We start from the raw sequence: 14594 nt of genomic DNA, 5'->3' as shown, positions 1-14594 counted from the left end.
ATTACGCCGAAAGTGCCAGAGCGATTTCTGGGAAGAGGGGGTGCAGTGCGGTAGCGCCGATGCGTTGGGTGACCCAGTCGTCGGAGTAGATGGTTTCGAGGTAGCGCTCACCCATGTCCGGTGAGATCGCCACCACCACATCGTCGGGGCGGATGTGGTGCGCCCATTGCTGAACACCGGCGAGGACCGTGCCGGTGGAACCACCGAAAAGCAGGCCGTAACGTTGTGCCAGCCAACGGCAGACCTTGATCGTCTGCTCCTCCGGGATGGACAGGAAATCGTGGATGCCGGCAGGCTCGAAGATTTCCGGACGACGACTGGTGCCAAGCCCCGGAATATGGCGCGTACCGCCAGGCAAGCCGAATGTGACCGAGCCGACGGTGTCGACGGCGATGACTTTGGTGTGCGGGCGATGTTCGGCGAAGTAGTTCTTGCAGCCCATCAGCGTGCCGGTCGTGCCAGCGCCGACGAAGAGGTAGTCCACGTGGGGAAACTTGTGGGCAATCGACTTGGCTGTGGCCTGGTAGTGCGCCAGAGGGTTGATCGGGTTCTTGTATTGATTGAGCCAGATGTAGTCGGCGTTGTCGGCGACCAGTTGCTCGATCAGACGAATCCGCGAATTCAGGTACCCGCCGTTTTCGTCGCGCTGATCAACCATGAGCATCTCGGCACCGAGGGCGTGCATCAGCTTTCTGTTCGGCGCAGAAATATTCGGATCGATCACGCAGACGAACTTGTAGCCCTTGGCGGCGCACACCATGGCCAGCGCCACGCCGAGGTTGCCTGATGAAGATTCGATCAGACGGGTATTGCGGTTGATCAATCCGCGACCTTCCAGGTCGGTAATGATCGCATGAGCGGTTTTGAGCTTGATGGATCCGGCAGGATTCAGTCCTTCGATCTTCAATTGAATCCTTGCGCTGCAAAGATCCTCGATCTGCACATAACTATCTTCATTGATAAGTTGTTTGATCATACGTCGTCCGTTTCGCTCGTTTATGCCGGGCGCAATCAGTCGCCAGCATCAGTCCTGGGGTGTTTGAAAAGCAGTCGTTGCCGTTCGCCCGTTGGGGTGGTTTTTGGATTTTTTAGCTGGACGGGAGGTGACCTTGCGGTGGACGCCGATCTATTAAAAAAATCATGTTTTGCGTTCTGGTGTCGGGAAGACATCCAGAGGGTGGTGGCGCGCAAGGTAGAGCCAGAAATGGTTCGCCAGGGCTGAGCAAATACTGGCGATTTTCCTGGCGCAGTGAGAGATACAGATTTTCGGTTTTTTCCAGTACACCCGATGGCGATGGGGTCTGAAGAGGGGAGGGCGTGGCGGGGGATTGGAGCGGATGATCAAATCGCAGGCATAAAAAAACCCTGAATCTTGCGATTCAGGGTTTTCGGTATCGGAATGATTAACGGGAAGCTTGTTTTTGGGATTGGAATGCCTGGATCAAAGTGGCGGTGGAAAGTACCAGCCGTAAAGGGTTGCTCGTTGAAGGTACAAACCCCAGTTTGCCTCGATAGAAATCGGCAGCGCCCTGGTCTTTTGCGTCAACGACAACAAATGCTACCCCTGACTGCTTGGATACCGTATGCACGCGACGGAAGAAGTCAGACATGAGCCGCAGGCCAAGCCCCTTTCCCTGAGCGCTCCTATCTACTGCCAACCGGCTCAATAGGACTGCCGGCATTGGGTATCGAGGCATCTTCTTTTTTTGTTCTTCGCTAAGTTCATTGAGCGCTGTAGAAGCATTCGCCAACGTGTAATAACCCAGCAAAACACCCTCTTCGATATACATGAATGTGCGTGAAAGATTGCGTTTTTCGTCTTGTCCTGCATGTTGGGCAATGTACGCGTTCAGATCTTGGTGGATCTTGCAATCGAACGCAGTGCGATCAATCAACTTGTCGAAGTCGCAGGTAATGAAATCCATTGAAAGCCCTTAGCGCAAGGCAATCAGATTGCGAAGTGCTTCAGTGGGCTCTGGTGGGCTATCCAGCAGTTGGTAGGCCGTATCGGCATCGAGAACTGTAATGCTCACGACATCAAAGTCAGCTGCCTTCTCTTCATGAGCAACAGAGCGAACAGCCAGCGCAGCGACTACCTTTCGGAGTTCGGCAAGCTCACGCTCGATGTTGGACAAGTGCGGGGCACGTGCTGAATGAGTCTTTACCGATCCGGCCTGACTAAGTGCGCTGCTTGCAAGGCTTTTCGTGGCATGCCGCTCAACCACAACGTCCGCATTCAGCAGAGCAGCCGAAATCCTCCCGTCTTTGCCACGGACGAAAATCGATGTCTTTTTGCTGGCAGCGAGCCGCGCAGGTTTTTGATGAGCCGGTTTGTTCACGATGCATACCTCTGTGTACCTTTACGCTATCACAACTCTCTTGAAATCTGCGCCTCAGTCTTGATTGCAAAAAATAACTGCTATTGGACGGCGTAAGCTTGGCTGTAACACGGCGTATTAAATCGCAGGCATAAAAAAACCCTGAATCTTGCGATTCAGGGTTTTCGGTATTTGGTGCCCAGAGACGGAATCGAACCGCCGACACGGGGATTTTCAATCCCCTGCTCTACCGACTGAGCTATCTGGGCAACGGGGCGCATTAAAAGGGTTTTTCGGATTTACGTCAACGACTTTTTTAAAATTTCTTAAATTAATTCCGTCGCTTACGATCCGACCCCCGATTTTGCAGGGTTTACTCTGCAGGTGGAACGTAGCCTTCGGCTTGCGCGTATTCCTCGCCGGAGAAGTACTTGTCCATTTCGCCCTGAAGAAATTTGCGATCTTCGGCGTTCATCATGTTCAGACGCTTTTCGTTGATCAGCAGGGTCTGGTGTTTCTGCCAGTCGGCCCAGGCCTTGGCGGAGACGTGTTCGAAAATGTCCTGACCTTTGGCGCCCGGGTACGGAGGGCGTTCCAGGCCTGGCAGTTCTTCTTTGTACTTGCGGCACATTACGGTGCGGGTCATGGCGACTCTCCTGCATTCAAGACGGCGGCCGCGCGCTCGAGCAAGGTTTTGACCGGGGCGGCGAGGCCCAGGCGCGGCGGGGTGGCGAGGTTATACCAGAGCCAGTCGGCCTCGGCCACGTGATGGGCGGCCTCCTGTACCTGAACCAGCCAGGGTTCGATGGACAGCTGGAAATGGCTGAACGTGTGGACAAGACTCGGCAACGCCTGCTGCTCGCCCATGGTCAGCGCGTGCTGATCGGCAAGATGCTGCAGGTCGCCGAGGTCGTCGAGTTCCGGCAGGCTCCACAAACCGCCCCACAAACCGCTGGAGGGGCGACGGTAAAGCAGAATCGCACCGTCGCCGTTGGCCAGCATCGGCATCAGCGTGCGTTTCTGCGGGATGGCTTTGCGCGGCTTGGGGATCGGGTAGCGCGTCTCCAGGCCGAGCATATGCGCCTCGCAACCACGCTCCAGCGGACACAGCAGGCAACTCGGCTTGCTGCGCGTGCAGAGCGTGGCGCCAAGATCCATCATCGCCTGGGTGTAGGCGTTGACCCGATCATGCGGCGTGAAGCGCTCTGCATTGGCCCACAGCTGTTTGGCGACCTTCGGCTCGCCGGGGTAGCCCTCTTGCGCAGTAAAGCGCGCCAAAACGCGTTTGACGTTGCCGTCGAGGATTGGCGCACGCAGGCCCATGCTGATGCTGGCGATGGCGCCGGCAGTGGACAGACCAATGCCCGGCAGATCCGTAAGCTTTTCGACGTCACGGGGAAACTCGCCGCCGTACTGGCTGACGACGATCTTCGCGGTCTTCTGCAAATTGCGCGCACGGGTGTAGTAACCCAGGCCGGTCCACAGGTGCAGCACTTCGTCTTCCGGCGCTTCGGCCAGCGCTTCGACCGTCGGCAGTGCGGCCATGAAGCGGTCGAAGTAATTGAGCACGGTGCTGACCTGAGTCTGCTGCAACATGATCTCCGACACCCACACCCGGTACGGGTTGATGTCCTGCTGCCAAGGCAAATCGTGGCGGCCGTGGAGGTCGAACCAATCCAGCACCGCCGTGGAAAACTGCTCCGCTCTCATCGCTTGAACAGCCCCTTCAATGCGTTTTTCAATTCCGGGCTGACCTTGTCACCGAGTTTCTCGTCGATTTTTTCACTGAGCTTGTCGCCGGCGAGTTTGGTCGCGACTTGACCGAGGCGATCATTGTCGACGCGGCAAGCCTTGGCGCCCAGCTCCAGTGGACCACGGCAGCGCAGCGGCCACTCGACGCCGACGAACTTATCGCCGACCTGACACGCCGGGTCGGGCATGGCGCTGGTGTCGCCTTCGACAATGATGCCGACGCGATAGTCCATGCCGAGCACGCGCAGGTCGATGTCGCCATCACCGTTGACGGTCATGCCGGGGATGCGCACTTTCAGGTCCGGGTTGCTGGCGACGCCGTTGCGCAAGGTGAGGTTGCCTTTCAGCTCCTGGAACGGTGTGTCCTTGCCGCGTGGCTCGCCGCTGAGGGTTTTCCGGTTGAGCGTGGCGATGCCTTTGCACAGTTGCTGTTCAAGGTTGGCGTTGAGCAGCACGCCGTTGTTGATCACGAAACTGGCGTTGCCGTTGAGGGTGTCGATCAGCGCTTGCTGGCTATTGCCGCTGCTGGTCACGTTGCTGGTGAGGGTCACCAAGCCTTTGACCGGCGGGTTTTTGCCTTGGGTTTCGAGGATTTTTTCCGCCGGCACACGGGTGAGCTTGGTCTGCAAATTCAGCACCGGCGCGCTTGGGCGCACATCGAGAGTGCCCTTGGCCTCGAAACCACCGTTGTACAGCTCACCGCTCAGGTTGGTCAGGGTCAGCAGGCCGCCCTGGCCGGTGGCTTTCAATGCGGCGTTCTGGATCGGCAGCTTGTCGAGGGTCAACTGGCCGAAGGTCAGGTCGGCATCAACATCGAGTTTGGCCAGGCGCTCGACCGGCAACAAGCGCTCGGTGCTCCAGGCGGTTTTGCTCGGTTTGTCCGGCAGCGGTGTGGAGCCGGCGCCCGCCATGGCATCGGCCTCGGTGCTGGCCACTTCGGCCTGACGCACTTGCGTGGCATTCGCTGCTTTTTCCGACTTCGGCGGCAGGTAGCGGTCGACGTTGAACGTGTCAGCCTTGAGCACCGCACGCAGCGATTGTTTGGCGAAATCTTCGACGGCGATGCGACCGCTGAAGCTACTGTCGTCGAGTTTCAGGTTGATGTTGTCGAAGGCGATGCTGCTTGGCGTGGCGGCAACGCGGCTGACCAGTTCGACTTTGCTCAGGCTGCCGTCGCCCATGGCCGGGAGTTTCTGGCCGATGCTGTCGACGAACTTCGCCAGATCGAACTGGGCGATGGAGATGCCGCCGCTGATCTGCGGGGTTTTGTCGAGGTCGTTGGCTTTCAGTTCGCCCAAGGCGCGCAACTGATTGGCAGAGATCTTGATGCCGGTCCATTCGGCGATGTTTGCCGCTTTATCCAGCAATAATTGGCCTTGAGCCGAGAAGGTCATGGTCTTGCCTTGCAGCGGATCGCCTGCCAGTTCGCCGGAAAGCTTCATGTCTTCGAGCTTGTAGCGCTGCAGGGCGCGCTCGATGCGCAGCTCGCCTGTGAGCTCGGTGCGCACGCGCAGCACCGGCTGGTTGGTGCCGAGAAACGCGGTGGCTTTCACCGGAATATTGGTCGAATCGTGTACCGGGCCGGTGCTCAACTGGATGCTTTCGGCGCTGAACTGCTTGCCGGTCTGCTCGTCGTTGTATTCAACGCGGGCGTTGTTGACGGTCAGGCTGTCGATGTCGAGGCGGATCGGCTGTGGCGGGTTTTCCACCGCAACAGGGGCTTCGCTGGCCGGTTGGCCCGGCGTAGCGGCTGGTGGCGTTGCACCCGCCGGGACGGGCACCTTGCCGATGTCTTCCCAGTTGCCATGACCGTCCTTGTCGCGGTTCAGGCGCAGGTTCAGGCCTTCGACGCGCACGTCGCTCATCTGCACCTCGCGGCGCAACAGCGGCAGCACGCGCACGGACAGGCCGAGCATCTGCAGATCGGCGAACGGTTCGGCAGGTTTGACCAGGGTGGCAACGCTGGCTTCGTGCAATTCCAGGCCCAGCCACGGGAACAGGCTCCAGCCGATATCGCCATTGAGCGTCAGCTCGATGTGGGCCTTGTCGCGGGCTATCTGGCGGATCTCGTCTTTGTAATCGTTGGGATCGAAGAGGTGGGTCAGGGCAAAACCTGCCGCCACAATGATCAGCAACAGCCCGAGAAGTACCAGACCCAGGATTTTGCCGAACGCTTTCATGGGCGAGTCCTTGTAGTTAGTCGAATTCGTAATTTAGCCGGGGAGTATAGCGCTGCAACGGCCCGGTTCGGTGTGGCGTCATGTCGTCAGGACTTCCAGCGGCACCTGTAACCGGGCGGCGATTGCCTGAGCTTCAAGGTGCCCGGCGGGTGCCCGCAGGCGCAGTTCTGCCCCCGCTTGCGACGCCATTTTCCGCGCTTGGTTCACCATCCGCTCGGCAACCCCACGGCGACGAGTAACTTTTCGTACACACAAATGGGACAGGTACCAGACGTCGCGGTGCCTTTGCAGGCACGCGGCGCCGAGCAGACGGTCGTTGAAACGTCCGGCAATAAAACTTCCTTCCGCCAACGCACTTTCGATCAGATCGACGTCCCCGGAAAACGGCGAAAACAGCCATTCGGGTGCATCACGATAGATCTTCTGCAGATCCTGCTGATCCTGATAACTGGCGTCTTCAAGCGTTTGAACGATAACCGGCATGGTAACCCCGTAAAAAATGCACCCGGTGTAGGAGCTGCCGAAGGCTGCGATCTTTTGATCCTGTTTTTGCAAAACAACGTCAAAAGATCGCAGCCTTCGGCAGCTCCTACACAGGTGTAGAGAACAGATGACCTAAAAAAGGTGATATCAGTTTGGTTTTTCTGTCACGTGCAAATGGTAACCTTCGCCCGTTCGTCCGTCCTTCTGCGACTTAACGTCGCGCCTTCAAGGAGCTTCACCTTAAAAAACGGTCATGCCTGCGTGCATAAGTCCGAGGGTGAACAGTGGCTGGCGAACCATACTAATAATTGGGGGATACACAATGAGCACGAGCATCACGGCGGACGGCCTCAAAGCCGATCAGCCCGCGTTCCTGTCCAAGGAACGCATCATCGCCAAACCCGGTTTCAACCGTTGGCTGGTTCCACCGGCCGCTCTGGCCATCCACCTGTGCATCGGCATGGCCTACGGCTTCTCGGTGTTCTGGTTGCCGCTGTCCAAGGCGCTGGGCGTTACTGCTCCAATGGCTTGTGCACCGGACATGAGCTTCATCGCACAGGTATTTTCGTCGAACTGCGACTGGCCGATCTCGATGCTCGGCTGGATCTACACGCTGTTCTTCATCTTCCTCGGCTGCTCGGCAGCGATCTGGGGTGGCTGGCTGGAACACGCCGGGCCACGCAAGGCCGGCGTTGTATCGGCTCTGTGCTGGTGTGGCGGTCTGCTGATCTCGGCGCTGGGTATCTATACCCATCAGATCTGGCTGATGTGGATCGGCTCCGGCGTGATCGGCGGTATCGGTCTGGGGCTGGGCTATATCTCGCCCGTATCGACCCTGATCAAGTGGTTCCCGGACAAGCGCGGCATGGCCACCGGCATGGCAATCATGGGCTTCGGTGGCGGCGCAATGGTCGGTGCACCGCTGGCGACCGCACTGATGAGCCACTTCGGCTCGGCTGAAGGTGTTGGCGTCTGGCAGAGCTTCGTGGCCATGGCGGCGATCTACTTTGTGTTCATGATCGGTGGCGCACTGGCCTACCGCGTGCCGCCAACCGGCTGGAAACCGGAAGGCTGGACCGCTCCGGCGAAGAAAGCCGCGAACGCAATGATCACCAACCGCCACGTGCACGTGAATGTGGCGTGGAAAACCCCGCAATTCCGTCTGGTCTGGCTGGTGCTGTGCCTGAACGTTTCTGCCGGTATCGGCATCCTTGGCATGGCTTCGCCACTGCTGCAGGAAGTGTTCGGCGGCAAGCTGCTGGGTGTTGATGTGCCGTTCGGTCAACTGGACGCCGGGCAACTGGCTTCGATTGCCGCGATCGCTGCCGGTTTCACCGGTCTGCTGAGCCTGTTCAACATCGGTGGCCGCTTCTTCTGGGCCTCGTTCTCGGACTACCTGGGGCGCAAAAACACCTACTTCGTATTCTTCGCCCTGGGTTTTGCCTTGTACGCGCTGATTCCGAACATGGGTCATTTGGGCAACGTTGCACTGTTCGTGGCGGCGTTCTGCATCATTCTGTCGATGTACGGCGGCGGTTTTGCCACTGTTCCGGCGTACCTGGCTGACCTGTTCGGTACGCAGATGGTTGGTGCGATCCACGGTCGTCTGCTGACGGCTTGGGCTGCGGCTGGCGTGCTCGGTCCGGTGTTGGTGAACTACCTGCGTGAATATCAGCTGAGCATCGGCGTTGAACGCGCTGCCGCTTACGACATCACCTTGTACATCCTCGCCGGCCTGCTGGTGTTGGGCTTCCTGTGCAACCTGATGGTGCGTCCGGTGGCCGACAAGTACTTCATGACCGACTCTGAACTGGCGGCCGAACAGGCGCTGGGCCACGACAAGGGTGCTGACGCCAGCACCGTTCTGGAGTGGAAAGCCGCGCCGGGCAGCAAGCCGCTGGCGATCGCTGCGTGGCTAGTGGTGGGTATTCCGTTGGCGTGGGGTGTGTGGGTGACCCTGCAGAAGACGGCGGTACTGTTTCACTAAGTTCGTTTCTGCCTGATCGTTCCCACGCTCTGCGTGGGAATGCCTCCCGTGACGCTCTGCGTCACATTCGAAGCGGACGCAGAGCGTCCGGGGCTGCACTCCCACGCAGAGCGTGGGAGCGATCATCGCCCTTTATGGCTTGTATGGACATGTCTACCCGCGACAGCCGGGGGTTCTATCCGTCAGCCATCTCACCTCTCGTGTTTCTGTTTCGGCCCCGCGTGCCTATAATGGCTGCCTTTTTCGCCCAATGATTTTGCGGAGCTGGTGATGGCCGAACGTAAGGCTTCTGTCGAGCGCGACACTCTGGAAACCCAGATCAAAGCCTCGATCAACCTTGATGGCACCGGAAAGGCCCGATTCGATATCGGTGTTCCTTTTCTTGAGCACATGCTGGATCAGATCGCCCGTCATGGGTTGATCGACCTGGATATTGAATGCAAGGGCGATCTGCATATCGACGACCACCATACGGTGGAAGACGTCGGTATCACCCTCGGCCAGGCATTTGCCAAAGCCATTGGCGACAAAAAAGGCATCCGTCGCTACGGTCATGCCTACGTGCCGCTCGATGAAGCGCTGTCGCGCGTGGTGATCGACTTCTCCGGTCGTCCAGGCCTGCAGATGCACGTGCCGTACACCCGCGCCACCGTCGGCGGCTTCGACGTTGACCTGTTCCAGGAATTCTTCCAGGGCTTCGTCAACCACGCACTGGTCAGCCTGCACATCGACAACCTGCGTGGCACCAACACCCACCACCAGATCGAAACCGTGTTCAAGGCTTTCGGCCGCGCGCTGCGCATGGCCGTCGAGCTGGATGAGCGCATGGCCGGGCAAATGCCATCGACCAAAGGCGTTCTGTAATGCAGACGGTTGCAGTTATCGATTACGGCATGGGTAACCTGCACTCGGTGGCCAAGGCCCTCGAGCACGTCGGCGCCGGCAAGGTGCTGATCACCAGCGATGCTGCGGTGATTCGCGAAGCTGACCGCGTGGTGTTCCCCGGCGTTGGCGCGATTCGCGATTGCATGGCGGAGATCCGTCGCCTCGGTTTCGACTCGCTGGTGCGTGAAGTCAGCCAGGATCGTCCGTTTCTTGGCATCTGTGTCGGCATGCAAGCCTTGCTCGACACCAGCGAAGAGAACGATGGCGTCGATTGCATCGGCCTGTTCCCTGGCGCGGTGAAGTTCTTCGGCAAAGACCTGCATGAAGACGGCGAACACCTGAAAGTCCCGCACATGGGCTGGAACGAAGTGAAGCAGAAAGTCAGCCACCCGCTGTGGCATGACATTCCGGACATGGCGCGTTTCTACTTCGTGCACAGCTACTACATCGCTGCCGCCAACGCGCGGCAGGTGGTCGGTGGCGGTCATTACGGCGTCGATTTCGCTGCGGCGCTGGCCGATGGTTCGCGTTTCGCCGTGCAGTTCCATCCGGAGAAGAGCCATACCCATGGCCTGCAATTGCTGCAGAACTTCGCCGCGTGGGACGGTCGCTGGTAAATGGCTGCCAAGAAATCCAAACCGCCGATCCTGACCCTCACTCCCGAACAGGAGAACGAGGCCAATCGCAAGATTCAGCGGTTCATGGAAGACCGTTTCGAACTGGACCTGGGTTCGTTCGAAGCGGCGGAAATTCTTGAGCTGTTTACCCGCGAAATTGCTCCGCACTATTACAACAGGGCGATTTTCGATGTGCAGACCCACCTCAAAGAGCGGTTTGAAAGCATCGAAAGCGACCTGTGGGCGCTCGAGAAAAACTGATTTCCGAGCCAAGCTGAACATTCAAATTTGAAGGTTTGCCAGATGCTGATTATTCCCGCTATCGATCTTAAAGACGGTGCCTGCGTACGTCTGCGCCAGGGCCGCATGGAAGATTCCACAGTGTTCTCCGATGACCCGGTGAGCATGGCTGCCAAGTGGGTGGAGGGCGGTTGCCGCCGTCTGCATCTGGTCGATCTGAACGGTGCTTTCGAAGGCCAGCCAGTCAACGGCGAAGTGGTCACCGCGATCGCCAAGCGCTACCCGACCCTGCCGATCCAGATCGGTGGCGGCATCCGTTCGCTGGAAACCATCGAGCACTACGTCAAGGCTGGCGTGAGCTACGTGATCATCGGCACCAAAGCCGTGAAAGATCCTGCGTTCGTCGCTGAAGCCTGCCGCGCGTTCCCGGGCAAGATCATCGTCGGTCTGGACGCCAAAGACGGTTTCGTCGCCACCGATGGCTGGGCGGAAATCAGCACCGTGCAGGTCATCGACCTGGCCAAGCAGTTTGAAGCCGACGGCGTGTCCTCGATCGTTTATACCGACATCGCCAAAGACGGCATGATGCAGGGCTGCAACGTGCCGTTCACCGCTGCACTGGCTGCTGCCACGAAGATCCCGGTGATCGCGTCCGGCGGCATCCACAATCTGGGTGACATCAAATCGCTGCTCGACGCCAAGGCGCCGGGCATCATCGGCGCCATTACCGGCCGGGCGATCTACGAAGGCACCCTCGACGTCGCCGAAGCGCAAGCTTTCTGCGATTCGTACCAAGGCTGAGGACTGACCATGGCGCTGGCCAAACGCATCATCCCTTGCCTGGACGTGGACAACGGCCGGGTCGTCAAAGGTGTGAAGTTCGAAAACATCCGCGACGCCGGTGACCCGGTGGAAATCGCCCGTCGCTATGACGAGCAGGGTGCCGACGAGATTACCTTTCTCGACATCACAGCCAGCGTCGATGGCCGCGACACCACGCTGCATACCGTCGAGCGCATGGCCAGCCAGGTGTTCATCCCGCTGACCGTCGGCGGTGGCGTGCGTACCGTGCAGGACATTCGCAATCTGCTGAATGCGGGTGCGGACAAGGTGTCGATCAACACTGCGGCCGTGTTCAATCCGGAATTCGTTGGCGAAGCCGCGCAGCATTTCGGCTCGCAGTGCATCGTCGTCGCCATCGATGCCAAAAAGGTTTCCGGCCCGGGCGAAACCCCGCGCTGGGAAATCTTCACCCACGGCGGGCGCAAGCCAACCGGCCTCGACGCGGTCGAATGGGCGAAGAAAATGGAAAGCCTCGGTGCCGGCGAGATCCTGCTGACCAGCATGGATCAGGACGGTATGAAAAACGGCTTCGACCTCGGCGTGACCCGTGCGATCAGCGATGCGCTGGGCATTCCGGTGATCGCTTCCGGTGGCGTTGGCAACTTGCAACACTTGGCTGACGGCATTCTCGAAGGTCACGCCAGTGCTGTATTGGCGGCGAGTATTTTCCACTTTGGCGAATACACCGTGCAGGAAGCCAAGGCCTATATGGCCAAACGCGGCATCGTGATGCGCTAAGCGTCAAAATCGATACAGGCCAGTGGACACCATGGCGCACCCAAGGCACTCTTGGGCACGCCATGGATTTCGGTAGCCCAACATGATCAAACGCCTGCTTCTAGTTCTCGCCAGCGCCTCGATGTTGCTCATCAACACGGCCCGAGCCGAAACCAGTCCCGACACCGATCTGGTGCTCCTCACCGAAAACTTCCCGCCGTACAACATGGCGAAGAACGGCAAAAATTTCGCCCAGGGCGAAAACATCAACGGCATCGCCACCGATATCGTTCGCGAGATGTTTCAGCGTGCCGGCATCACTTACAGCCTGACCCTGCGATTCCCTTGGGAGCGTGTCTACAAACTCGCACTGGAGAATCCCGGTTACGGCGCCTTCGTGATGGCGCGCCTGCCGGATCGCGAAAAACTCTTCAAATGGGTCGGCCCGATCGGCCCGGACGACTGGATCATGTTGGCCAGGGCCGACAGCAAGATCACTCTCGAAACCCTCAACGATGCACGCAAGTACAAGATCGGCGCCTACAAGGGCGATGCGATTGCCGAGACGTTGGCCAAGCAAGGCCTGAAGCCGCTGGTTGTCCTGCGTGATCAGGACAATGCGAAAAAGCTGGTCAACGGCCAGATCGAGCTGTGGGCCACCGGGGATCCTGCCGGGCGTTATCTGGCGCGGCAGGATGGAGTCACCGGTCTCAAGACCGTACTGCGTTTCAACAGCGCCGAGCTTTACCTGGCGCTGAACAAAGACGTATCTGACACCGTCGTTGCCAAGCTGCAGGCAGCGCTGGATCAGATGCGCAAGGACGGTGTTGTCGACGAAATCATGTCGCGCTATCTGTAGCGGTTGGTAGCTCCGACTCAGGGTATGCAGCGCCGACTGGCTCAGCTTTGCCATGGCCAGCCTTGCGCTCCCGTTGGTACAGAAACACGAGGCCGGTGGGGCACATCAAGGGGCGTTATTTTTGAGCGCCTCCCATTCCCGGGTGTACTCCTTCAACTCTGAGCGCTGATGGTTGGTATCGACGGCGTAAACGCAGAGCTTTAAGGGGAAGTTGCTTTCCGGGCGTAGCCAATTGGATGTCACACGGCGATAACCCTGTGAATCTTCACAGCTGGTTGTTTCAACAGGGCCGGCTTTTACCTCATACCGGTCAATGCCCTCGTTCTTCCGTTCCGGCCACAGAATCATGGCTCTGTTTATTTCTGTATTGAAGGAAAAGTCCACTGTTGGGGAGGGGGTTGGGCCGGCAGCAATCAGATAGCTGGGGACAGTGACAGCGTTTCGATAAGTACCTTTGGGTAATATCTCGTTGGTACTGTCTGTACCAATAATACAAAGGTTATTAAGTCCGGTTTTCGGTCCCATTGGCACATTTAACTGAACAGGGGTGATGCCAGCATTGATCGGTTGGCTGTAGTCTTTCGGATTTTCGCATTCGAGTGGGTCATAAGTGCGTTTGGTCCGGATAAAACGGGTGCTGGCGGTTACTTCAAAGTTCCATGTAGGGTAAACGTATTGATACTCTGGGGTTACTATGATTTTTGCATGCGTTGCCAGTTCGGAAGGTAGTTTGAAGGAGGCTACCGGGAATAACTCACACGCGTCCGGGTTGGTATTGAGTTTTCCATCGCTAAAGCAACTGTTGAAAACCGAGGTTGGACTAGCGTAATTGCCACTCGGCATCTGGCCGTATCCCGGCAGCGGTGTCAGTTGCTTTGCCATCGTACCCAGCACGGCATAGACCTCGTTGCTCGTTCGGTCAATTACAGGGCTGCCCGAGCTTCCGGGTGCAGCATCTTTGCATTGGTTGCTGACACTATGTCGCCAAACCCAAGGCGTCTCGAAAATTGCCGAGGAAGGCCTGTGGGTGCAGGCAGAAATTCGTAATGGAACTCCGTTAGGGCCATGCACAATCAGAACGTCGCTATCTTCAGTCGGTGGTTGCTGGGCTAGTTTCAAGGGCTTGATGCCTTGTGTCAGGAGTTCGGCTTGTGACACGCCAAGCTCCAAAAGAGCCAGATCGACACCCTGAATGCTGCTCCAGGATACCTTTTTCAGAGGGAAGGTCTTGTGAGCATCAGGTGTGTCAATGAAATGGTTGAAGGTAATGGTGCCTTCGATGGGGTCGTCTGTTCGCATGACACCATTTTCTTTGCCCACGCAGTGTGCGCTAGTGAGTGCATAGGCGGGATCGGACGCTCGAGAGCTGTTTGTATCGATTAGGAAAGCGGTGCAAAAACCGTGAGCGGGGCTCTCGTACTTGCCGATTCCCGTCCAGTAGTTATAGGTGCCATCTTTGTTGTTCAGGTATTGCGAGGGTGAAAGGTTTTCAACCCCTCTGCCATAATCAATAGGATTGGAATTAGCAGGAAGTGAGAATGCAGCGAGTAATAAAAAGCTTGGATAGATGTTATTTAAATTCATGGCCAGTCCTTGGCTAATTACCTGAGTGTAGACTGGCGGAGAATAAATTAGTTTGGGTTTTTGTGGTTTTCTAAGGTGTTGCTATTTGTTGGGTGTGTAGGGGATTTGTAAAGAAGTTCGTTGGTTAAT

Annotated in this window: 15 protein-coding genes and 1 tRNA gene; 7 read left to right on the top strand and 9 right to left on the bottom strand. The window is 57.9% G+C overall.

Annotated features, from left to right (window positions below; all coding sequences use genetic code 11):
• Position 1 precedes the first annotated feature (1 nt).
• From sbnA to AK821_RS06460, 8 genes are all read right to left on the bottom strand, one after another.
• Positions 2–976, bottom strand: a complete 975-nt coding sequence (gene sbnA, locus AK821_RS31335; RefSeq protein ID WP_371920130.1) for a 2,3-diaminopropionate biosynthesis protein SbnA — start codon at positions 974–976, stop codon at positions 2–4.
• A 427-nt stretch (positions 977–1403) separates the two neighbouring features.
• A complete protein-coding gene (locus AK821_RS06490; RefSeq protein WP_064388928.1) occupies positions 1404–1925 on the bottom strand; it encodes a GNAT family N-acetyltransferase in 522 nt (173 codons plus the stop codon).
• Positions 1926–1934: 9 nt separating this feature from the next.
• Complete coding sequence (locus tag AK821_RS06485; protein WP_064388927.1) at positions 1935–2339, bottom strand: hypothetical protein; 405 nt, start codon at positions 2337–2339, stop codon at positions 1935–1937.
• 172 nt (positions 2340–2511) lie between these two features.
• Positions 2512–2587 (bottom strand) — tRNA-Phe (locus tag AK821_RS06480).
• 104 nt (positions 2588–2691) lie between these two features.
• Entirely contained in the window at positions 2692–2964 is a 273-nt protein-coding gene (locus tag AK821_RS06475; RefSeq protein ID WP_064388926.1) for an oxidative damage protection protein, read from the bottom strand.
• On the bottom strand, positions 2961–4028 hold the full coding sequence (gene mutY, locus AK821_RS06470) for an A/G-specific adenine glycosylase (protein WP_064388925.1): 1068 nt from the start codon (positions 4026–4028) through the stop codon (positions 2961–2963). Before mutY ends, AK821_RS06475 begins: the two co-directional genes overlap by 4 nt.
• A complete protein-coding gene (locus AK821_RS06465) occupies positions 4025–6250 on the bottom strand; it encodes an AsmA family protein (RefSeq protein WP_064388924.1) in 2226 nt (741 codons plus the stop codon). Before AK821_RS06465 ends, mutY begins: the two co-directional genes overlap by 4 nt.
• Positions 6251–6328: 78 nt before the next feature.
• On the bottom strand, positions 6329–6733 hold the full coding sequence (locus AK821_RS06460; protein ID WP_064389085.1) for an acetyl-CoA sensor PanZ family protein: 405 nt from the start codon (positions 6731–6733) through the stop codon (positions 6329–6331).
• A gap of 322 nt (positions 6734–7055) precedes the next feature.
• Between AK821_RS06460 and AK821_RS06455 the strand changes: the two genes are divergently transcribed.
• The 7 genes from AK821_RS06455 to AK821_RS06425 all read left to right on the top strand — a co-directional run bounded on the left by AK821_RS06455 (position 7056) and on the right by AK821_RS06425 (position 12881).
• Positions 7056–8720 (top strand): OFA family MFS transporter, encoded by a 1665-nt coding sequence (locus AK821_RS06455; protein ID WP_064388923.1) that lies wholly within the window; start codon positions 7056–7058, stop codon positions 8718–8720.
• A gap of 270 nt (positions 8721–8990) precedes the next feature.
• Positions 8991–9584, top strand: a complete 594-nt coding sequence (gene hisB / locus AK821_RS06450; RefSeq protein ID WP_007909204.1) for an imidazoleglycerol-phosphate dehydratase HisB — start codon at positions 8991–8993, stop codon at positions 9582–9584.
• Positions 9584–10222 (top strand): imidazole glycerol phosphate synthase subunit HisH, encoded by a 639-nt coding sequence (hisH, locus tag AK821_RS06445; protein WP_007909206.1) that lies wholly within the window; start codon positions 9584–9586, stop codon positions 10220–10222. The genes hisB and hisH overlap by 1 nt, the downstream gene beginning before the upstream one ends.
• Entirely contained in the window at positions 10223–10483 is a 261-nt protein-coding gene (locus AK821_RS06440; protein WP_003220751.1) for a DUF2164 domain-containing protein, read from the top strand.
• Between the two features lie 42 nt (positions 10484–10525).
• Entirely contained in the window at positions 10526–11263 is a 738-nt protein-coding gene (hisA, locus tag AK821_RS06435) for a 1-(5-phosphoribosyl)-5-[(5-phosphoribosylamino)methylideneamino]imidazole-4-carboxamide isomerase (RefSeq protein WP_003220753.1), read from the top strand.
• A gap of 9 nt (positions 11264–11272) precedes the next feature.
• On the top strand, positions 11273–12043 hold the full coding sequence (hisF, locus tag AK821_RS06430; RefSeq protein ID WP_064388922.1) for an imidazole glycerol phosphate synthase subunit HisF: 771 nt from the start codon (positions 11273–11275) through the stop codon (positions 12041–12043).
• An 82-nt stretch (positions 12044–12125) separates the two neighbouring features.
• The gene (locus AK821_RS06425; protein WP_064388921.1) at positions 12126–12881 is read left to right on the top strand and encodes a substrate-binding periplasmic protein; all 756 of its coding nucleotides are present in this window, start codon (positions 12126–12128) and stop codon (positions 12879–12881) included.
• A 105-nt stretch (positions 12882–12986) separates the two neighbouring features.
• Here the strand turns inward: AK821_RS06425 and AK821_RS06420 are convergent, their stop codons facing one another.
• Positions 12987–14465: a trypsin-like peptidase domain-containing protein gene (locus AK821_RS06420; protein ID WP_082355415.1), complete on the bottom strand. Its 1479-nt coding sequence runs from the start codon at positions 14463–14465 to the stop codon at positions 12987–12989.
• Between the last annotated feature and the right edge of the window lie 129 nt (positions 14466–14594).

The organism is Pseudomonas sp. RIT-PI-r, assembly GCF_001297015.1.
GTDB lineage: Bacteria > Pseudomonadota > Gammaproteobacteria > Pseudomonadales > Pseudomonadaceae > Aquipseudomonas.
Note: the sequence above shows the minus strand (reverse complement) of the source record. Positions and strands in the feature narration are given on the sequence as shown.